Annotated in this window: 24 protein-coding genes; 12 read left to right on the top strand and 12 right to left on the bottom strand. The window is 62.0% G+C overall.

Annotated elements, in window-relative coordinates; all coding sequences use genetic code 11:
- Positions 1-4: 4 nt before the first annotated feature.
- The 9 genes from AC57B6_RS10515 to merT form a co-directional block, all read right to left on the bottom strand.
- A complete protein-coding gene (locus AC57B6_RS10515; protein ID WP_183804545.1) occupies positions 5-3001 on the bottom strand; it encodes a Tn3 family transposase in 2997 nt (998 codons plus the stop codon).
- Between the two features lie 286 nt (positions 3002-3287).
- Positions 3288-3854: an acyloxyacyl hydrolase gene (locus AC57B6_RS10510; protein WP_496421256.1), complete on the bottom strand. Its 567-nt coding sequence runs from the start codon at positions 3852-3854 to the stop codon at positions 3288-3290.
- Between the two features lie 259 nt (positions 3855-4113).
- The gene (gene bufA1 / locus AC57B6_RS10505) at positions 4114-4812 is read right to left on the bottom strand and encodes a BufA1 family periplasmic bufferin-type metallophore (RefSeq protein ID WP_496421255.1); all 699 of its coding nucleotides are present in this window, start codon (positions 4810-4812) and stop codon (positions 4114-4116) included.
- A 156-nt stretch (positions 4813-4968) separates the two neighbouring features.
- Positions 4969-5937: a LysR family transcriptional regulator gene (locus tag AC57B6_RS10500; protein WP_496421254.1), complete on the bottom strand. Its 969-nt coding sequence runs from the start codon at positions 5935-5937 to the stop codon at positions 4969-4971.
- Positions 5938-5972: 35 nt separating this feature from the next.
- Complete coding sequence (gene merC, locus AC57B6_RS10495) at positions 5973-6407, bottom strand: organomercurial transporter MerC (RefSeq protein WP_496421253.1); 435 nt, start codon at positions 6405-6407, stop codon at positions 5973-5975.
- Positions 6408-7020: 613 nt separating this feature from the next.
- Positions 7021-7659, bottom strand: a complete 639-nt coding sequence (gene merB, locus AC57B6_RS10490) for an organomercurial lyase MerB (RefSeq protein ID WP_496421252.1) — start codon at positions 7657-7659, stop codon at positions 7021-7023.
- A gap of 137 nt (positions 7660-7796) precedes the next feature.
- A complete protein-coding gene (merA, locus tag AC57B6_RS10485) occupies positions 7797-9503 on the bottom strand; it encodes a mercury(II) reductase (protein ID WP_496421251.1) in 1707 nt (568 codons plus the stop codon).
- A 183-nt stretch (positions 9504-9686) separates the two neighbouring features.
- Positions 9687-9965 carry a mercury resistance system periplasmic binding protein MerP gene (merP, locus tag AC57B6_RS10480; RefSeq protein ID WP_496421250.1) on the bottom strand — a complete coding sequence of 93 codons (279 nt, stop codon included), beginning with the start codon at positions 9963-9965 and terminating at the stop codon, positions 9687-9689.
- Between the two features lie 13 nt (positions 9966-9978).
- Positions 9979-10329: a mercuric ion transporter MerT gene (gene merT / locus AC57B6_RS10475; protein ID WP_496421249.1), complete on the bottom strand. Its 351-nt coding sequence runs from the start codon at positions 10327-10329 to the stop codon at positions 9979-9981.
- A gap of 455 nt (positions 10330-10784) precedes the next feature.
- On the opposite strand from merT, the gene AC57B6_RS10470 reads away from it, so the two are divergent.
- Together AC57B6_RS10470 and AC57B6_RS10465 are read left to right on the top strand one after the other, a co-directional pair.
- Positions 10785-11177 (top strand): MerR family transcriptional regulator, encoded by a 393-nt coding sequence (locus AC57B6_RS10470; RefSeq protein ID WP_496421248.1) that lies wholly within the window; start codon positions 10785-10787, stop codon positions 11175-11177.
- A complete protein-coding gene (locus tag AC57B6_RS10465; protein WP_496421247.1) occupies positions 11075-11422 on the top strand; it encodes a MerR family DNA-binding protein in 348 nt (115 codons plus the stop codon). The genes AC57B6_RS10470 and AC57B6_RS10465 overlap by 103 nt, the downstream gene beginning before the upstream one ends.
- A 108-nt stretch (positions 11423-11530) precedes the next feature.
- On the opposite strand, the gene AC57B6_RS10460 is transcribed toward AC57B6_RS10465, so the two are convergent.
- Entirely contained in the window at positions 11531-12190 is a 660-nt protein-coding gene (locus tag AC57B6_RS10460) for a hypothetical protein (protein ID WP_496421246.1), read from the bottom strand.
- 391 nt (positions 12191-12581) lie between these two features.
- On the opposite strand from AC57B6_RS10460, the gene AC57B6_RS10455 reads away from it, so the two are divergent.
- From AC57B6_RS10455 to AC57B6_RS10425, 7 genes are all read left to right on the top strand, one after another.
- Positions 12582-13835, top strand: coding sequence for a hypothetical protein (locus tag AC57B6_RS10455; protein ID WP_496421245.1), 1254 nt, complete (start codon positions 12582-12584; stop codon positions 13833-13835).
- Positions 13836-13972: 137 nt separating this feature from the next.
- Complete coding sequence (locus AC57B6_RS10450) at positions 13973-14320, top strand: hypothetical protein (protein WP_496421244.1); 348 nt, start codon at positions 13973-13975, stop codon at positions 14318-14320.
- 269 nt (positions 14321-14589) lie between these two features.
- On the top strand, positions 14590-14712 hold the full coding sequence (locus tag AC57B6_RS10445) for a hypothetical protein (protein WP_496421243.1): 123 nt from the start codon (positions 14590-14592) through the stop codon (positions 14710-14712).
- 114 nt (positions 14713-14826) lie between these two features.
- Entirely contained in the window at positions 14827-15003 is a 177-nt protein-coding gene (locus AC57B6_RS10440; protein WP_496421242.1) for a hypothetical protein, read from the top strand.
- A gap of 264 nt (positions 15004-15267) precedes the next feature.
- Positions 15268-15795: an Xre family toxin-antitoxin system antitoxin gene (locus AC57B6_RS10435; protein ID WP_496421241.1), complete on the top strand. Its 528-nt coding sequence runs from the start codon at positions 15268-15270 to the stop codon at positions 15793-15795.
- A complete protein-coding gene (locus tag AC57B6_RS10430) occupies positions 15792-16271 on the top strand; it encodes an RES family NAD+ phosphorylase (protein ID WP_496421240.1) in 480 nt (159 codons plus the stop codon). The genes AC57B6_RS10435 and AC57B6_RS10430 overlap by 4 nt, the downstream gene beginning before the upstream one ends.
- A gap of 4 nt (positions 16272-16275) precedes the next feature.
- On the top strand, positions 16276-16740 hold the full coding sequence (locus AC57B6_RS10425; protein WP_496421239.1) for a hypothetical protein: 465 nt from the start codon (positions 16276-16278) through the stop codon (positions 16738-16740).
- A gap of 294 nt (positions 16741-17034) precedes the next feature.
- Here the strand turns inward: AC57B6_RS10425 and AC57B6_RS10420 are convergent, their stop codons facing one another.
- On the bottom strand, positions 17035-17682 hold the full coding sequence (locus AC57B6_RS10420; protein WP_496421238.1) for a hypothetical protein: 648 nt from the start codon (positions 17680-17682) through the stop codon (positions 17035-17037).
- Positions 17683-17741: 59 nt separating this feature from the next.
- Here AC57B6_RS10420 and AC57B6_RS10415 point away from each other — a divergent pair, with 59 nt between their 5' ends.
- The 3 genes from AC57B6_RS10415 to AC57B6_RS10405 all read left to right on the top strand — a co-directional run bounded on the left by AC57B6_RS10415 (position 17742) and on the right by AC57B6_RS10405 (position 18940).
- Positions 17742-17888, top strand: coding sequence for a hypothetical protein (locus AC57B6_RS10415; RefSeq protein WP_496421237.1), 147 nt, complete (start codon positions 17742-17744; stop codon positions 17886-17888).
- A gap of 244 nt (positions 17889-18132) precedes the next feature.
- The gene (locus AC57B6_RS10410; RefSeq protein ID WP_496421236.1) at positions 18133-18738 is read left to right on the top strand and encodes a DNA-binding protein; all 606 of its coding nucleotides are present in this window, start codon (positions 18133-18135) and stop codon (positions 18736-18738) included.
- A 52-nt stretch (positions 18739-18790) separates the two neighbouring features.
- Positions 18791-18940 carry a hypothetical protein gene (locus AC57B6_RS10405; RefSeq protein WP_496421235.1) on the top strand — a complete coding sequence of 50 codons (150 nt, stop codon included), beginning with the start codon at positions 18791-18793 and terminating at the stop codon, positions 18938-18940.
- Between the two features lie 302 nt (positions 18941-19242).
- Here the strand turns inward: AC57B6_RS10405 and imuA are convergent, their stop codons facing one another.
- Entirely contained in the window at positions 19243-19899 is a 657-nt protein-coding gene (gene imuA / locus AC57B6_RS10400; protein ID WP_496421234.1) for a translesion DNA synthesis-associated protein ImuA, read from the bottom strand.
- Positions 19900-20276: the final 377 nt, after the last annotated feature.

The raw sequence follows: 20276 nt of genomic DNA, 5'->3' as shown, positions 1-20276 counted from the left end.
GTCGTTACCTCATCTCATCACCAGGGCGTGCCGCCTGACCAAACAGCACATCGTTGATCCAGCTCTCTGGCGCGCGATCCAAGTGCAGCCGGTAGCGCCCGAACCGGCGAATGTTATGCGTCGGATAAGGGCTCAGGAATTCGACGTCCTCAGGGCGGATTTTCTCGCCTTCGGCCACCATGTCACGCAGCGCGCGCATCATGTCCGCCGTGTTCTGCAGGATCACGGCCGATGCAATCAGATCATTGTAGCGCAGCCGTTTCTGCTGCTCTTCCGGCTCGTTCTCGGCAATCACGTCGCCGCCGAACGACAGCCACTTCGCGAAGCCGTTATACGACTCGATCTTGTTGGTGTTCGCGGTCACTTCCTGACGCAGTTCGCGACTGCCGATCCATTCGAGCAGGTAGACCGTGCGCACGACGTTACCGAGTTCGCGCGCCGCGAGATAGAGCCGGTTCTTCCTGCTTTCGGAACCGAGACGGCGCAACAGCAACGGTGACGAAATCGTGCCTGCCTGGATCGACAGCGCGACCTGCATCAGTTCCTGCCAGTGGCGCTGGATCAGTTCCCAGTCGATGGTCGCCGTGAAGAGCTTGTCGATGTGCTTATATTTCGCATCGTCGCCCGGCCGATACAGCACGAGATCCTTCCAGTTGCGGATCCGCGGCATCAGCTTGATCCCGAGCAGATGCGTGAAGGCAAACACGGCGGCCGACTGGCCCTGCGTATCGGCATGGACCGTGTCGGCCTTGACTGACAGGCCAGCCTTGAGCAGTCCCTCGATTACGTAGATAGCTTCCCACACGCCGGGCGGGATGAAATGCCTGAACACCGCGATGTAGTTGTCGGCGACGTGCCGGTACGCCACCGCGCCCATCTTTCGATAGCGGAAGTGATACCCAGCCAGCAGGTTGTTGTCGTAGAAATCGTACTGGGTACCATCCGCAGCGACCGTCTTGCCATCACCCCAGTGCTTTGGTAGATCGAGCCGCAGGTACAGTTCGATCAGTTCGCGCTGCGCGGTTTCGAGCTTATCGAGGCTCATGTGCCGTCGGTTGACGAACGACAGCATTTGCGCCGTCACATCGGTGTCGAGGTGGCGGGCAGCCTGGGTCGGGCCGAGATTGCAGCCCATCGCGAAAATCGTCAGCAGATACCGCTCGGCCGCCTTGCGGATCTGCGGATCGATACCGGAAAGTGGTCCGAAGTGCCGCGTGAAATGCGTCCAGTGTTCGATGTTGGCAAGTATGTCCAGCACGTTGCGGGTCGGCAGCCGCGCGTTGAGTCGCTCCTGTAGCGCGATCGCGCTGGCCGGAATTTCGCGGGCCACGGTTTTGCGCAGGATCGGCTCTTCGTTCTGACCGATCGTGACGTGTTCGCGTTTGTGCGGAAAGTCGTCATCCAGCTTGCGCGCTGTCTCGCTGAGCCACTGCCGCAGTTGGGCAACGAAGTCCTGTCCATTCTCGGGCAATCCGACCTTCGCGCAATAATCGGGCAATCGCTGCTCGCATTCCCGCCACGAGAGCAGGTGAGCCCTATAGTCGGCATACGCATCCGAACCGGACACGCACAGGTCACCGACGCGTAGTTCCTCGGCCATGTACGAGAAGACGCATAGTTCGAGATAGCGCCGGTTGGTCGGCGCGCCATCACCGTGCGAGCGCCGTATGAGCTTGCGCCAGCGCGGCGCCGCAAAGCTCACGTCAACGTTGACATCGATCCATTCCCGATGCCGTGTTTCGTTTTCCAGGACCACATCAAGTGCATCGAGCAGCGTTCGCACTGGGCTGGTCGAGTCCCACTCAAGCGTACGGGCAAGACGCAGGATGACCGAGCGATGCGCGCGGAAATGTTTCCATAGCAAAGGCAGGTAATTGCCGCCGCTGACTGCACGCACTGCCGCACAGCTCTCGCGCAATGGTTCGAGGTCGCCCTTGGGCGCGAGCCATTTGCGGATCGACTGCGCGATGATTGTCTCATCGGATTGATCGGCGAGGATGTCGACCACACCGTCGAGCAGAACCACGAGGTCTTCCACCTGCGTGCGCTGCCGGCGCTGGATCACCTCCAGTTCTTCGCTCGCCCGTTTGTGAATCGCCCCCATGCGGCGCACGAACATGTCGGCGAGATCGTCACGGGCGCGAACCCGCATGCGGTTGAGCAATGCCACGATCAGCGTGTAGCGCTTCTCGGGCAGGGTGTCCTTTTTCAGATTCGCCGCGTCCAGGCTCATGGCCTGAGTGGCCAGCGAGCGCAATTTCGACGCGGGAATACCGGCGATGGCGTTAGTAAAGTCGCCGAGTTCATCAAGCCAGGTGATCTGGTCGATTAGCAGATCGAGATGCTGGCGCGACGGGCGTTTCGCATGGCGCTTGATGCGGTTGTAGGCGCTCTGGCGGCTCACCAGATCCCGCGCGAGGAGCCAATCGAGAGCACGCTTCTGCTCGTCGGTGAGGCGCCGGGCAACACGCCGGAACAGCCGCGTCTGGGTCTTCGCATGGATCTGCTCCGTGATCCGGTCCAGCGTCGAGAACGCCGGTAGTTCAATGCCCTGCGCGATGAGTTCATCAATCGTGGCATTGATGATGTCGACGGGCTGGTCCATCGACAGGGCCGCGGTGTGCGCCGCACGTGTCGCGATTACATTGGCATCGGTCCCGTAATAGGGCTTCACGCCGAGGTATTCACGAATTGTCAGGTAATGTCGGAACAGCGTCGGCGACGACTGCGTGTCGTAGCCGAACTGAACCGCGGAACCAATATCTGCCGCAGCCCGCACGTGCTCGACGACCGCGGTCGGAACGCTGTCCAGCGCCGGGAAATGATGCATCTGCTGGAAGATCTTGAGCAGCACCAGCAGGCCCAGCCGAGGTCGTTCACCCCGCGTCGAACGGCGCGCCCATTCAAGTTCGTCGGGCTGCGGCGTGTAGCAGGTTTGCAGGTCCCTTGTGGCAAGGACCTTGGGAAAACGCGGATAGGCAGTGCGCTCGATGGTAGCCATGCGAGTCATCCTGATCGCAGAGGGCCGCTCAGATTAGCGCAAGAAAAATCCAATGTTACCAGGTCAAGTCGAAATGATCCAGCACGTTTTCATAACCAAAAGTCTTATGATAGGAATTTACGCTTACCTTGCTCATACCCCGGCCACAGCCGCCGCTCCAGTGGCGGCGCCTACGCGTTCTGCCAGGCACGAATGGGCCGCGACTACATGAACGCCAAGTTCGAAGCGGCGTGGCAGGTAACACGGTCACGTTCGACAACTGCGAAAACTGTTCTCGAAGATTTCGTCAGAAGTTGTATTGCAGATAGATCTGGCTGAAATTGATGCCCGGATTCGGATGTTTGAGACCCGCATTCGATAGATGCTGGAACTGGAAACCTGCTTGGTAATTCTGGTGCGCACCAATCTGCGCGCCAACTCCAACCATATCAGCGAACTCGAACGCCGATGAGAAAGTGCGGTTCCAGGTCTCACGCACATGTGAAAGCAGCCGTACACCGACGCCGGCCTCGACATACGGACGGACCCGCCCCGAACCGCTGATGAAGCGGAACACAGGCGTGAATCCGAATTCCCAGATGTTTGGGTGCGTGGCATGATCCTCCTGGATGTCCCAGTACGAGATGTGCGCTTCGCCGATCACCGTGAAGTGATATCCGGCGACTTCCCACCATCTCAAACCCGGGTCCCAGTCCACGCCAAGATCCGCCTTTTTTAATCCGTGATCTGCGACGCCGCCCGCGAGCTGTACGCCGTACTGGTCCGCATTTGCGGTTGCCGAAGCAATCGCGAGCGCGATAAAGGCCGTCGCGCAGAACACTTTGCACTGCCATGCATCCTTCCGCTTTTGCATAACCTGCTTTCAAAACGTTTATCGATCGATTGGGGCGCAAGACGCCTGTGCACCTGGCGCTCGGCTCTCGCCGATGCCGGTTCCATCAAGAACAGCGCGAATAATCTCGCAAGTACGACCGGTTCCACTGCTCTGCGCGAGCGCAGCGGCGCGGACAAACGTGGATTGAAGGCTTCCGGCAGGACATCTGGAACGAGGAAGCAGCCGCGGTGTTGGGTCGTCTCGCAGGTTTCCTCGTTCCACGCCGGTTGGGGGGACCCTAGCTAAGCTTCCCGCCGATTTTCAGGCAGGTTCCGTTGGGGACGAACTTGAAATCATCGGGCGCATGATCGACCGTGGCCTGGCTGTTGCAAGCATGCCTGGCGGTCGAGCAATCGTTTTTGCCGGCCAGCGCCACACCAAAGCATTTCTCGGTCCCGCCCCCCGCGCTTGCCTGCGCGGCTGGCGAAAACATCTCGACCGATTTGTACATGCCATACAGGGCGGCTGCCGCCGTCACGCTGAGGGCCGCACCGGTGGCAATCCGCCGGATGGGGTCGGCTGGCTGGCTCGCCTGTGGAGCCTCGCAGGCGGGCTCCGTTGCACATGCCTTGGCTTTGCGTCCCCTCAGAGCATCCCAGACGCTGCCGGCGACGAGCACGGCCAGTCCCGCGTAGACCAGGGCAGTCATCGGATACAGGCCGGTCACGAGCAGCCACAGTCCCGCCATGCCGACGATGGCCCCGGCGAGACCCAGCCAGAAGGGCGCCAAAAAGGCGTGACCGCGCGCCGAGCGGAACAGAAACCACAGGCTCACCGCCCCGAAGCCAGCGAAAAGCGGGAACAGGTAAGCGTCCCGCACCAGAAATCCCAAGCCTACCGCCCCCATCGCCGCGAGGACCGCCGGTATCCCCAGACAGCAGGCGGCAGCCACGCCGGCACCGACTATCCCGCCAAATTGCTTCAACAGCTTCCACATGGTCGTGGCCTCCTCTTCACATACCGGATCGCCCGGCCGTCAAACCGCCGCATGCTGCAAAGGCGGGATACATGGTACATAGTCGTCTATCTCAAAGCTGGGCGCCTGGGCCGGCGGTCGGTGCCGCTGTGCCGGGCTTACCGGCACAGGCCAGGCTCAATCTCCGGTGACGCAATCACACGGTGCTTCGGCCGCACGTTGTGGTGACATCCCGCGACGCCAGTCGTCCCAATCCGGATCGTGACCGAAGCGGGCGGCCAGGAAGTCGACAAATGTGCGGACCTTGCCAGACAGAAGCAGCCGGTGGGGGAAGACCGCGCGAATGGCCGCCTCGGGCAGCATGTAGTCGGTTAGCACGGCAACCAGCCGGCCCGCCTTCAGCTCCTCGCCGACGGTACAGGTCTGCTCCAGAATCAGTCCTTGCCCTTCGATCGCCGCTGCGACCAGCGCGCCTGAGCTGTTCGCGCGCAGATTCCCGGCCACGCGAATCCGCTGCGCGGTTCCGTTGGCGCCAATAAAAATCCAGTCGGCGGAATCCGGCGAGGTGCTGAGCGTGAGGCAGTTGTGCGCCGTTAGCTCTGCTGGCGTTCGAGGAACGCCTCGCTCGGCAAGGTAACCCGGTGCCGCACACACCACGGAACGGCACGGCACGAGCCGTCGCGCGACGAGCCCCGAATCGGGCAATGGTTCGGCACGCACGGCGAGATCAAATCCCTCTTCGATCAGATCGACCACGCGATCTGTGAGGGTGAGTTCGACGGAAACCTCGGGATAGCAGGCGGTGAAACGGGCGATCGCAGGCGCCAGGTGCAGCATCCCGAACGACAGTGACGCGTTGACGTGCAATACGCCGCGCACAGTCGCCTGCTGCTCGCTGGCGGCCTGTTCGGTTTCCTCCAGGTCGGCGAGAATGCGCGTACAGCGCTCGTAAAACGCCCGGCCCACCTCGGTCAGACTCACCCGGCGGGTCGAGCGGTTGAAGAGCCGGATGCCCAGCCTGGATTCCAGGTCCTGGATGCGCCGCGTGATTATGGCCGGCGCCAGATCGAGGCGTCGTGCCGCGCCGCTGAAGGTGCCGCACTCCACCACCTTGACGAAGGCGGTCATACTGTCGAAGCGGTCCATGATGGCGTGGGGATGTCAGACTCGCGCGTGTCCGCTCAACACTTCGAGCGGTTGCCAGCACCTGACGCACAGGCCCGGTCGGTCTCGCAAACACGGTTTGCCGGGGACGCAATGTCCCAAACCGACACCGCAACCATGATCGCAAGTCCGGCGTACAGCACTTCGTTATGCAAGCTGAAGTGCCACAGCGGATAGCGGGCAATCAGCACGAGCGCGGGGCCGAGCATGCCCAGCACAGTTCGCCGTCGTTGCCGGTGGCTCAACCAGCCAAGCGCGTTGGCCAGCAGCGCGATGCCCGCAAACAGCGGCAGCAGCGTGCTGACCAGCAGACCTTCGTACTGGTTCAAGAAACCCAGGCCGATCGCCGCGCCGAGGCTCGCGAGCGCGGGAAAGCACATCGCGCAGCCCATCGCCGAGACGATGGTGCCTGTCACGCCGGCCTTGTCGGCTACCCGTGAGATAAAGGACATATGATGCTCCGTAGACAGTGTTTGGCGCTGATGGATAACCAGCATTTCCAGCATTTTCGGTGGTGCCAGTCAGCCCCCACGATGGTCTTCCGTCGTCGAACGTCCCCCCCGACTCTGATCTTGCGAAATCGATCTTCGTTTGCGGGACAGCCCGAGCTCGGGGGCAGCGTACCAGGCGCGCCAGATCCGGGGTGCCGACTTTGCTGCCCGCCGGCGGGTACGTTGAGGTCCTGGTTGGCGGGGGCATACTGCAAGCGACTGCCCACGGGACCACCGGATCACGATTCATTGTATGTGCGTACCAAGGTACGGGATCAAGCTCTCGAGCGAGTTGCGTCGCTGCATCGTGATCGTGCCGGACGCATCCGACAGCACCGATGGCCAGAGACGAGCGCCCGTCAAAGACGGAGCCGGCCGATGTTCGGTCGTCGGGGCGTTCACCGGGTGCGGTGATGCCGCTTCTTGCGTGTGCACTGCGGAGCGGGCCTGGCTGCATTGGCAACAGGTGAGAACGACCGTGGTGAGCGCAATGGCAATTTTCCACATAGGAGAGCCTTTGGGACCGGCAATTGTGAAGGGTTAACGATTGCGTGCACTGTTTCCAGGCAGCGCGTCACGTCGGTTTCGCGTGGCGGTCCGGTGAGAACTGTCGAGCGAGGGCTTGTCCGAGCCGAAACGCGTCCCCGACGCTCACCACCTCGGCGCCTTCGTGCTGCGCGACCCAATCGGCTGCAGCAGCGGCACTTGCGAAGAAGTGAACGTGGCAGCAGAAGGCGCAGCGAATGTCGGGCGACGCGTCCGGTCGCACCAGCGACACAACCGCACCGGCCGGTTCGAGCTGATGCAGGCCGTCCGGCGCCACCGTGAGGGTTATCTGCTCACCCGTCGCGTGGCAGCGCGAGACCACGCGAGCGCGCTTGCCGAGCAACGCCGGAAACATCAGTGCGTCGAGTGCACACCAGGTGTAGAGACGCTGGCCGCCGATCTCGAACACATGGGGGGTTTCGCGCAGCGTAAGGCCATAGCCGATGATGTTGCCGTCGTTGTCCCATTCGGTGCTGGGGGCCTGTTCGAGCACCGCCGCGACTCGCTCGGCCGGCCAGCCTAGCTCGGCCGCGAGCGCATCGGGTAAAACGGGGCTTCCTATGGCGAGCTCACGCAGCAGTGCAACAAAAAGCTCCGGAAAACCCTCGGGCCGATTGACCGGTGACAGGCGTTCCGCAACTGCGGAGATATAGGTCGTGGCTTTCATGGTTCCCCAATGCGTCGTCGCAACAATTGAACGTCCGTGGCACGAACCGCAACGCCGCCCCTGCGTAACCGCCCGCCAGCCAGCCGCGCCGTGGACTGGCGCGGGGCGGTTTGTGCTTGTTCCATGCCTTGGACCGATCAGCCGGCACAGCAGGACAGCTGCTTCACGTCCTTGACGAAGGTCTGCGCGGCGAGCTTCAGGCCTTCGACCATCGTGAGGTACGGGAAGAGCTGGTCGGCGAGGTCCTGAACAGTCATCCGAGCCCGGATCGCGATCACGGCAGTCTGGATGATTTCGCCGGCTTCCGGCGTCACCGCCTGGACGCCCAGCAAACGGCCCGTGCTTGCCTCGGCGACCAGCTTGATGAAGCCCCGCGTATCGAAGTTGGCCAGCGCGCGCGGGACGTTGTCCAGCGTCAGCGTGCGGCTGTCGGTTTCGATGCCGGCATGGTGGGCTTCCGCCTCGCTGTACCCGACGGTGGCCACCTGCGGATCGGTGAACACCACGGCCGGCATGACATCGAGGTTAAGCGTCGCGTCGCCGCCCGTCATGTTGATCGCCGCGCGGGTGCCTGCGGCCGCTGCCACATAAACAAACTGCGGCTGGTCAGTGCAGTCTCCCGCGGCGTAGATGTCCGGCGAACTGGTGCGCATGCGCTGGTCGATCACGATCGCACCGCGCTCATCGAACCTGATACCCGCATGTGCCAGATTCAGCCCTCGGGTGTTGGGCGAACGTCCGGTGGCGACGAGCAGTTGATCGGCCCGCACCTCGCCGTGGTTGGTGGCGAGCACGAACTCGCCATCGCCGTGCGACACCTGGCTCGCCTGTGTCTGTTCCAGCACCTCGATGCCTTCCGCGCGAAAGGCCGCCGTCACGGCGTCACCAATGGCGGGATCTTCGCGAAAAAACAGCGTACTGCGCGCCAGGATCGTGACGCGGCTGCCCAGGCGGGCGAAGGCCTGCGCCAGCTCGACGGCCACCACTGACGAGCCAATCACGGCAAGCCGTTTGGGGATGACGCCGCTTGCCAGCGCCTCGGTCGAGGTCCAGTACGGCGCCTCCTTCAGACCTGGAATCGGTGGAATCGCCGCGCTCGCGCCGATGGCGATCAGGCAACGGTCAAAAGCGATTTCGCGAGTGCCGCCTTCAGCCAGTTCCACGGCGAGGGTGCGACTGTCCTTGAACCGGGCGGTGCCATGCACGAGGCGGATGGCCGGGTTGCCTTCCAGAATGCCCTCGTACTTGGCGTGCCGCAGTTCGTCCACCCGACCTTGCTGCTGCGCGAGCAGCCGGTCGCGCAGAACCGTGGGCGCTGCGGCGGACAGTCCCGCGTCGAACGGACTTTCCCGGCGAAGGTGAGCAATGTGCGCGGCCCGAATCATGATCTTGGAGGGCACGCAGCCGATGTTCACGCACGTGCCGCCAATGGTGCCGCGCTCGATGAGCGTGACGCGGGCGCCGCTCTCGGCCGCCTTCAGTGCAGCCGCCATGGCCGCTCCGCCGCTGCCAATGACCGCAACGTGCAGCGTGCCGCCATCTGCCTCGGCTTTCGCGCTGCCACCCAGCCAGTTCAACGCTTTGTCGAGCAGCCCGGGCCGTTCTGCTTCACGCACGAAGGGTTCCGCCCGCTCTTCGTGCGCGGCACCATAACCGATCGCCGAGACGGCGGCCACCAGCTCCGACGGGTCAAGCGCCGCGGTGCGGCTCGCAACACGGGCGACACCTTGCGGGTAAGTGACAGAGGCCTGGCTCACGCCCGGCACTCCCATCAGCGCTTCCTTGACATGCTGTGCGCAACTTGTGCAGGTCATGCCCGTCACGCGAAGAATCGTTTCGTTCATTACGGTCTCTTTGTTAAAGTCCGCCACAACCAGCGGACGGTCGGTCTGGACGCTCAGCTTCGCCGCCGTCGCGATCCCTCGCAAAGTGCAATTACGGCAACCTCGAGCAGAGCGGATAGTTCGGGGCAGCGGGGCGGGCGTGAAACGGCATCGCGTCTGTATCCGCCCTTGAGGTGTCACGCGCTACTGTTTCAGTTCCGACGGATAGCCCGCATCTGTCGTGGCCCTGGTGAGCGCCTGAACGCCGGTCTGCTTGTCGTCAAAGGACACGACGGCTTCCTTCTTCTCGAAATTGACTTCGACTTTGCTCACACCCGTAACGCCGTTCAGCGCCTTCTTGACCGTGATCGGGCATGCCACGCAGGTCATGCCAGGGACCTGCAAGGTGACGGTTCGGGTGGCCGCCCACGCCGGGGCGATCAGGGTTGCCGCAAGGGCGACAGCTGCAACAAGCTTCTTCATGACTTCTCCTTCTTCAATAAAACAGCGGTACGACGTAGGGGAACACGAGTGCGACGACAACTAAAACAGCGACGACCCAGAAAATGGCCTTGTAGGCCGTCCGGACCTGCGGCACCGCGCAAACATCGCCCGGCCGACAGGCCTGCGCCGGTCGGAAAATACGCCGGTAAGCGAAGAACAGCGCCACCAGGGCCGCGCCGATGAAAATCGGCCGGTAGGGTTCCAGCACCGTCAGGTTGCCGATCCAGGCACCGCTGACGCCTAGGGCCACGAGTACCAGGGGGCCGAGGCAGCAGGTCGACGCGAGGATTGCGGCAAGGCCTCCGGCCACCAGGGCGCCCCGCCCGTTTTTGGGTTCAGACATGCGATTCTCCATGAGAGTGCAGCGGTTCGGCGTCAAGATATCTCCGTAGTTACGTACGGAATCAAGCGATATTTGAAGCGGTGGAAATCTCGACCGCGGCCTTGCGCGACGCAACGAGACGAAATATTCGGACGTCCCCTGAGCTGTCGGCGGGGCGCCGCCTCCGCATGCGAAAGAGACTGCCAGTTTCGTTGCTACAGCAGCACTGTGGCGATCCAGAGCCTGCCCACGGCTTTCTCTTGACTCTCAAGCACGCTCCATGGGCTAGGCTGAAGATCGCGCGGCGTGGCCTGTCGTCCGTCATGGATTTGCGTCAGATACGGTGCGATTCGGCGTGAGCCAGAAGGGCGAGAGGTCGCAAGAATTGGATCGACACCGCCCGTGATGCAGCGCCGTGATCGAAAAGGCGCAACTCACATAACCCGCCGCCGACACGGTCGCGGTGAGCCGAGCCCATGAACCCACGCGGTCGAATACGACCCCCATGCGGCTCTCGGATCCGCGCAAAAAGTCTCGTATGGCCAGAGGACCCGAAAATGCAAACCCCCACCAATTCATGGGAGCACCGACGCGCTATGACCTCGGCTAACACTCTCCAGTCAACAATGACGGGACAGCGGCCGCAGCATCGAAAACACAAGGTGGATGCGGCGGCCCGCGTGAGCACCGGAATGACGCTCGGCAAGCTCGCGAAGCGGACCGAGGTCAGTGCCGATACCCTCCGCTTCTACGAGCAGGAACGGGGTTGCTGCGGCCCGCGACCAGGACCGAAGCCGGGTACCGGCTGTATGACGAGGACGCGGTGCGCCGGCTGGACTTCGTCAGGCAGGCCCAGCGCTGCAGGATGACGCTGTCGGAAATACGGCAACTGCTGGAGCTGAAGGCCGACAACAACGCATCCCGCGGCGACGTGCGCGACCTCGCGATCTGCAAGAAATTGCAGCTCGAACAGAAGATCGGAACGATGCAAGCGATGTCGCAGGCGTTGAGCCAACTGATCGACATCGGCCCGGCGGGGGATCAGCCTTTAGATGACTTTCCCGTTCTGGCCGCGCTGGAGTCCAGCATTGCCCAGCATCGGGGCGCCATTTAAACGGCGCAATTTGCTGATGCCTGCGCCGTACTGCCGCCACCCGTTGGCGTGGGCGTTTGATCAGATCGCACGTGATAATCGTCCATCAAATCATGCGACGAACAGCGGCTACTCCGGATAGAGCCGCCTCATGCAGGTGTTGAAGTTCTTCTGCAGCCCGCCGTCAGCGGCGAGGGCGTCGAGGTAGGCGGGTACTGATTCGGCTATGTCGCGCCACAGACTGCCGAGATGGACATGTACTCGGTGCGTATAGCGGCACGGCCACGGCGAATCGCGGTGCACCTCGCCGACCTCTTCCACGAGCCGGATCGCTGGCCGAGCGCTATCTGCAAGCACCTTCCAGGTGAGTCTGCGGCCGCGGAACTCGTCGTGATGGTCCGCCCAAACCCCTGTTGCGATACTGCGGTGCGCGATCGGATTGCGTAACGCGTCAAACAGGATCCTGACCGTTTCAGGAGCATAGTCAGGTTGGCGCATGTACGCTGTGGCGTACGCAGATATCTGCACGTTGGTCAGTGTCCGGCCAACCTGCCCAAGGAAAAGCGCTGCCAGGTACTCCAGCATGCCGCAGCACGCCATCAGGGCCGGAAAATAGGCATGCGTGACGCCTGCCTTGCCCGGTGCCTTGATTCCGGTGAGACATATCTTCATGTCCTTCTCGAACCCTGCCAGGCGGGACGTCACAAAAGAATGCCCGAAGGCAACCGTATCGCCCTGTGCGCCGCGATGCGGCAGCCGGGTCGTCGTCAAGGGTTTTGCCGTTCCCATCGTTCTATCCTCTCCCGGGGTTCATGCTGCGCGGCATACGAGTCCGTCGACCGCTCTCATGCTTGGTAAGACATGGCACGGCGACGCAGCCGGAAAACCAGGCGGAAGCATTATGGCCTGTTCAAACGCTCTCGCCTCTGCGGTATACCTGGTCCGCACCCCAGACAACGGGTGCCGGGTTTGGCGACCTGATTCATACAAGCGCACGGCCGCGCATGCGGCTTTTTTTGTGCGTATTGCCTCTGCGCGCCGCTTTCAATGGGCGGGCCTTGTTAGGGAGACCTTACGGTCTGCCGGCTGCTTGTGTGACCGGTTCGCCAACCCTGCCATGCGCCCGCTCACCTCATTTGGCGATGAGAAGCCGGGTAACGCTCACACAAGAGGCCGCACCGTGCATCCACATACCACGCATCTTCCGCAGTCGCTTTTTCCCACTACTACTTTGCGCCTCATGCCGGCCGGTGCCCCCGCGGACCGCGTACCTTCCACGATCTCTCACGCCGACGCGGCCAGCGGTTCGTCGTCGCTGCCGCGCGCGACTTCTTCGCTGCGGTGGTGGGCGATGGGACTGGCCGTTGCTGCGACGGGCACCTCCGGATGCGTTTCGTTGATCGCAGCCTGGGAGCGCGGTGGCCAGCTCGCCGAGCGGCTGGTATGGGTAGGTATCGGGATGGTCCTGCTGCTGAGCGCGCATCTGCTGCCCGCGCTGGCTAGATCCGTTTCGGTCGCGCTGCGCATCCCCGCGCTCGTGCTGTGGCTTGGTGCGATGCTCGCGACCGGCTACGGCCAAGCGACATTCTTCATTTCCGCACAGGAGCACGCTGGCGAGATTCGGGCCGCGACGGTCGACGCACAGATACCGCCCCTCATGGACGCCACCGGTTCCGGACGTGACCTTACCTCGATCGCCGCTGAACGCGCGCAGGTCACTGCAGAGCTGGCCACCGCCAGGACGCAGAAGTGCGCTGGACGCTGCACCGCGCTATCGTTGCGCCGCGTGTCGCTGTCGACCCGCCTCGAAGCGTTGAGCGTCGCGTTCGACGAAGGCCGGCGACGCGAGCAATCGGTCGACCGGCTGAACGCGGCGCGCGATCGTCAGGCCACGTTGCGCGCCGTAGCGATGAGCGACCCTGTTACCGATCGCCTCGCCCAGCTGCTCGGCATGTCGACGGGCGAAGTGGATCTGACCGTCGGCATCGCATTCGGAGCGATGCTGGAGTTCGTCGCCTGCCTTGGGTGGCTGCTCGCACTTCAGGAAAACAGGGGCGGCGATCAGTCGGCAGCGACGAAAAGTAACGCGACAGTAGCGCCGGGTAACGCAGCCGTTCGCGCGAGTCATGAACAGCTGATTGTCCCGATTGATGCGGGTTTGCCGGGTCACGGTGGCGATACTGCCAGTCATTCGACGGTCGCGACCGGTAACGGCGACAAGCTCGCGACGCACGCGCAGGACCAGAGGGTAACGATGCTGGTGGCCAAGACTGTCAGCGCCGACCTCGCGAGGCTTGCCGCAGAAGTGGCTGCGGGCCGCTCGCGCGGCACGGTTGCCGAGATCCGGAAGTTCTTCCGCTGCTCACAGGCGAAAGCGATGACGCTGCGCCGACAGTTGGCCGAAGCAGCGCTAGAACAACCGCACGCGGCCTGATCCTGCCGCTCATTCCAGGGGTCAAGAAAACGGGATTAGTTGCCGTTAAAACTGGGTTGGGCGACGTGCGCATGTTGCGCGCGGTCTTCGCGGACCTAATCGCTCATCACAATGGAATCGAGGAATAAAGGATGCAAATGAAGAAAATTCTGTTGGCGTTCACAGCCTGCGTGACGGTGTCGGCGGCGTTCGCGCAGACTCCGGGCGGAATCCGTCAAGCCGTCTCGCCAGATCACTATCAGTCCATGCCGCCCGCGGAGCGACAGATCTATGTGGCCGGCGTACTGGACGCGGATCGCGTGTTTTTTCAGCAGACGCAACCAGTGTTCGCGGCGTGTTTGAACGGAGTCACGCTCGCCCAGGCGACGGACATCGTCGATAAGGGCCTCACGAGCCTGACGCCGGAATTGCGGGCGTCGATGCCGCTCGCAGTCCACAACACGCTGATTGAAGCGTGCAATCGCAGCGGCTATAAGGTTCCCTGAATGATGATGTGCGGGACGCGTCCCGCGCGGCGTCGTTATTTCGCATGCGAAAGCGGGCATGAACAGGCAGAGCAAACTGCTGGCATAATTCTGCCTCTCTCAGGTTCTGCTACAGCCCTCGGAATTGGCAGAACTTTTAACCGACCTTGTGGGTCGGTTTTTTTTCGCCCGCTCGCCAAGCCCTGCCGTCAAGCGGTATGCGTGCCTCCTTCGATTATTTGCCCGTGTTCTGCATAACGGAGAGCAACGTTCTTTTCATGGAGGCAACGATGCTGAAAATTGGCTTTGTATCCGTGTGTCTGGTGGCAGCGGTGGTTTGTGTGATCAAGAGAAAGTACTGGCAGGCCAGCGTCGCTGTGGCGCTGGAGATAATCGCCGCTCTGGCGATGTGACGAAGGGCGCCCACAGATGACGGTGGGCGTGATTTTTTCGAGGTAAAGTGAGCGTTCGCGCGTCACACTGGAAAGGACCGCTTCGCGTTTTTCTCTCGCTAAGGCAAACGAACGATGTCTACATTGACCACAGCACTGGCGCTGCGGGCTGCGATTAACGTGCTACGTGACTCGGCCGAATCGCGCAAGATGCCGTCGGGCGAGCCGCTAGATGATGCCAGCGTGCAACTGCACTTCGACGCTGCGGACACCCTCGAAGAGTCCTTGTCAGACCTTCGGGACCACGAGTAGGACAAGACTCAGTCCAGCATCTCGGCGTGTGGGCTGAACTGCGGCGCGGCGAACCATCGCGTTAGCTCCGCACCAGTACGCTACGGCGAAGTCGGTCAATTCGGCCATGGTGATCTCCCCGGAAATGGTGCGCGAACCAGCATGTCCTGCGGATGTTGTCTTCTCCTGCGAGATCCGCCCTGCGCAGCGTCAAAGCGAAATCCGCATTCGCACACTCTGCTCATTTGAGATATACTGAATGCTCAAATGCGGAGGAAGCAAATCATGACGGTCACTATACGTAAGCGCGCACCGACAGCTAAAAAGGCCGCGCCCCTGTTCGTACAAGCGGCGGAAACCGCTGTCAGTCGCACGCCCCGCACCGTGCGCGACTTCGTTCGGATTTATGAAGCGGGCCCGATGGAGCGGATCGAGCTGATCAAGGGCGGTATCGGCGCCGACGGTCTAATCGATCTGGCCAGCTCGCTCCACACGACCAAAGACCAGCTGTTTAAGCGACTCGGGCTTCCGCGTGCAACCGTCGACCGGAAAGCACGGAATAAACAGAACCTGTCGCAGGAGCAATCGGAACGTGTCGTTGGTCTGATGAAACTGGTCGGCCAGGTCAGGACAATGGTGGAGCAATCTGGCGACCCGACAGACTTTGATGCCGCGCAATGGGTGGGGCAATGGCTGGAACGCCCGAATGGTGCGCTCGGCGGCATACGCCCCGCAGAACTGATGGACACGGTAGAGGGCCAGGAAGTGATCTCGGGGCTTCTCGCGAAAATGCAAAGCGGTGCTTACGCATGACCGTTGCGACATGGCGAATCGCCACTGATACACCCGACTACACTTCGGACGACCTGACGGGCGAGGGGGCGAAGAGAACCGGCGGCCGTTGGAACAGGTCCGGTACGCCGGTCGTGTACTGCGCATCCAGCATCGCGCTCGCTTGCCTCGAAACCGTTGTTCACTGGAATGCCGATGATCTGCCTCTGAACCGCTATCTGGTGCGAATAGACGTACCAGACGAGCTTTTCGAGAAGGCTACCGTCGTGAGCGCAGAGAAAGGACCTGTCGGCTGGGATGCCATGCCGACCGGCAAGGTGAGCCTCGACGTCGGCGAAGCGTGGGCAACGGAAAAGAAATCGGCGCTTCTGCTTGTGCCCTCGGTGATTGTTCCGGAGGAACTCAATGTTCTTATCAACCCGCAACATCCGGATGTAACGAATATCACTGCGACGAAGCTGCGCAAGTGGATCTACGACGCCCGTCTGCGCAAGTAACGAGATGTCGATCGAGGCTTTACGAGGCGGGCGCTGGGCCGAGTGCCCGAAGACATTCCACGGGAGGATCGCGATTCAGCGTACCCCGACGAACAGGACCCGGATGAGCGGAGTGAGCAGCATGAACGCCGTTGAAGCGAAAACGACCCTTGAGACACTGGCGCGCGGTATTGACCCCGCGACCGGAGAAATCTTCGCGGAGCAAAGCCCGTTCAACAACCCTCAGGTGATCCGGGCATTGTTTTTTGCCGCAAAGGAACTCGAAAGGCTCAACCAATCGGCGCCGGCCGCGCGAGCTGAGCGCGAACGGCCAACGAACGCCGGGCGATCGTGGCCGCCGGAGGAAGACGCAGCCTTGCTCAGGGACTTCGACGCCGGCATGTCGGCCAGGGATCTCGCCGTGAAGCACGGCCGCACCAAGGGCGCGATCGACTCCCGTCTCGTGCGTCTTGGGCGTGTGGAGCATTGAATGCTGAAGACCGCGACGTGCCTTTTAGTGATGCGCGCACCAAATCCACGTCACCATGATTTGCCCGCATACGCGGATGACGGTGTTCAGTAGCGGCGCAAGCGCGCACATGACCGCCGCAAGGTCGGATTTTTTGTTCTTTGCTTCTGCCACCTGGACTCTCCTGTTAGTGAGTTTTCCGAGACGTCTGTCTCTAGGTGGCAGAATAGATTCTCAGCCGGTTCGTTTAAATTGCCATGCGGTGCAGACAGGCGGGTGAGCCGCGCAAACAGCACCGTCTGCGTCGCTGACAGGCTAAGTTTTCTTCGGGGCCGACCTTGTGCGCCAATGCGGCACCTTCACCGCGCTCTCCGCGATCCACTTTGCAATCGTGTCTGGATCGGTCACCGTATGCCCGTACTGGTTCGAGACCTCTCTCACAAATGATGCTTTGGTCTTGAAGCGTGGCCGGCCGTCCGCCCTGATTTCGGCCGCATGCTTTTCGTAAAACCCGATGATTTCCGGCTTTACACGAGCGTGAGGCGATTTGGCATGAGCCTGCTTTGCCAGCATGCGGCCCTGTTCGCTTCTGGCCGCCTGGCTATTTTCCTGAAACCGCTTTTCCAGTTCGCCAGCTTCCTGGTCCCGCTCCAGAGTCACCAATGCCAGGAGGGTATACGCATCAATCGGTTCGTTCTGAATGGCTCGCTGGATCTCTTCAATGTCAGCGGCGGAATGGATGAGATCGGAAAGCTGCTTGGCCCGCTCATTGGCCGCGATGATGTACTTGGCCGTCTCGGCCCACTGTTTCCCTACCGGCGAGTTCGCAAAGTCCTGAATCCTTTTTTGGAGTTGGGCTGCCACCCCAGCGTTGGCTTGGATGTGCCTTGCCATTCCCGTTAAGGCGTTTGACCACTCAGCATCGACAAGCTGTTTCGGCTGCTTCCCCGCTTCCTTACCCATGCGCCCTCGCTTCGCTGTGCAGGCGGTCATTATCGCCCGATGCGATCGGGCTTGGAACGATGCAGGGGCAGCGCCCGGTGGGCATCGCGTGGCTGCTCGAAGAGGGCGAGCCTGACGGCCACGTCATGATGCAGCGCCTGCACGAAGCCCGCAGCAAGCCCGTCCTGACGCCAACCGACTTTCCGAAGCCCGAACCCGGCCGGTAACCTCGGTATAGGAATGCGATGCGCCATCGGTGTAATAGACCTCATGAAAGCCGCGCCATGTTTCGCCGTTCTTGCGCAGTTCGATCACGCGGTAATTCCAGGTTTCACCGGGCCTCGCCGTCACGGGAAGAATAGTGGGTCATAACCTGATCCACTGGCGCAGACCCGGCGGTTAAATCTCTATTTGTAGTATGTTGTAGTATGTAGTAGTGTACAAATACTACATTTACACCGAGAGACGGGCATGGCGATTACCAAGGATCAAATCTGGGCGGCGGCGGACGAACTCGACGGCGCCGGCAAGCCGCCGACTCTGGCGGCCGTGCGCAAGGCCGTGGGCGGCGGCAGCTTCACGACCATTCAGGACGCGATGACCGAATGGAAGGCGAAGCGCCAGGCCAAAGAAACGCCGATCAAGGAACCGGCGCCGCAGGCGTTGACCGACCGGCTTAGCGAGGTCGGCTCGGAAATCTGGAGCATGGCGCTGCAGCTAGCTAACGCACGCCTGGCGGCCGATCGCGAAACGCTCGAGGCCGAGCGTGTCCAGATGGAAGCCGACCGCCAGGAGGCCGCTGATTTGGCCGATCAGCTTAACGAGGAGCTGGACGCCGCAAAGGCGCTCGGCGCGGATCTGGAGCGCGCCGAGCGGGAGACCGCTGGTCGACTCAATGCGGCGCTTGCTGACGCCAAGGAAGCCGCAGAACGCGCCACACGGGCAGAGACGCGCGCGGCCGAGATCGAACGGCGGGCCGATGACCTGAACGCCGAGCTGGGGCGCGTGCATGAGCAGAACACGGCGCTGATTGCCGCGATTGCGAAGCCGGCCGACACCGACAAGGGCAAAGCCTAATTTGGGGTATCCATCGCGTTCGAAGGATATGACAGTGACCCGCGCGAGCTGTATGTCATACCGGAAGTTCGCCGGTTCGCGCACACCCCTCACCAAGGCGTTCCCGTACTGGTTTCACTTCTGTAACAAGGTCGACGAGTCGCTGTTTGTCCTGATAGGCCGCCTGTTGCCGATCGACAGTTCCTCGAGGATCGGCGGCTAACCTCGCGTTTTGTGCCCGGCAGTTTTACCGAGCTGCTGCTTGAAATGTTTTCGGCGGTCAACGGCCTGTATGCCGAACACGGCCTGACCCGAGACGAAAACGACGCTTGCTGTGGAAGAGGCGGAATAGGCGATTCTCCGGACGTACCACGCTCAGCTGGCAACGGCGGCGGACGAAGCAGACCTGTTGCAACGTATGCAGTACCAGGCTGCGTAATTCGGGCGGCGACCCACGGGGAACACTCAAAACCGTTCCCCGTGCGAACGGCGAACCCTTGGCTACGGCTCGCCCAAAGCGCCTTGTCATACCCGCGCGTCGGCCAGCTCGCGCACCGTGCTTCGTACCGGCCGCTTGACGCGTGCGTGCGGACTCAGAAGAACTGGCGACGGTCGCAGTTCGACAGAAACGCTGCCGTCCATGGAGGGGCCCTTGCGCTTGATTACCGACACACTGACTCCACCCTCGCACGGGCGGACCGTCAACCTTAGCTCGGCGGGTGAAGAATCACCCGCTCTGGCGAGCGGCCTCATCACGAAGAAAAGCGCTTCACCGGATTTGGCGGCAACCTGCAGGCGTCGGAGCGATTCCGGCCGCACCTGTTCCTGCCAGAACAGCAACGCGCCACAGCTGCCGGTCTTCAGGATCTGCTCTGCTGACCACAGGGCGTCAGCGGTCAACTTTGGCCGTACGAGCAGGATTTTGTCGAGTGGCAAGCCGATGTATTGCAGTGCGGCGGCATTGAGCAGATGCGGTGGTCGCAGCACGGCCACAGGTCTGCGGCTGACGGTAGCCAGAGCCGGCGCGAGTAACCGGATTTCGCCCACTCCGGCCTGCTGCACCAATAGTTCGACACACGCGCCTTGCGGCCAGCCGCCGCCCGGCAACTCGGCGGACAACGCGGGGTAGCCTGTCTCGACCGTCTGCCCGCTGGCACGCCCCATCTGCGTAGCTCGCCACAAAGATGGGTGGATGGTCTCTATGTTTGCTGGCAGGGGTTCGGGGAGCAATGGAACGGTTACGAAAAAAATCGATAACCGTTCCTATGGGAAGCCCATCGTTATGGAAAGTAGGAATTGGCCGAAGCCGGAGCGACGCGCATCTCCGGCCGCAGCCACCGTTCATAATGAAACGCCCCGCGATTCCGGATCCGTAGTACTCCAGGGAAGCCGGAGACCTGAAATATGCAGTCAACATGCCGCTCTCTTTCGGGATACGCCCTGAAGGACGGCAGCATTATGTGAATCAAGTCAGAGCGTTTCGTTGCAGGGACGGGCCTTGGGACAGGCCAGCGCCGCCGCCCCAAATCAGCATACTTTCCATAACGATGGGCTTCCCA

Source organism: Paraburkholderia sp. BGA-UO-ETr-F12 (assembly GCF_059567945.1).
The sequence above is the reverse complement of the archived record's forward strand: the minus strand, read 5'-3'. Positions and strand labels throughout refer to the sequence as shown.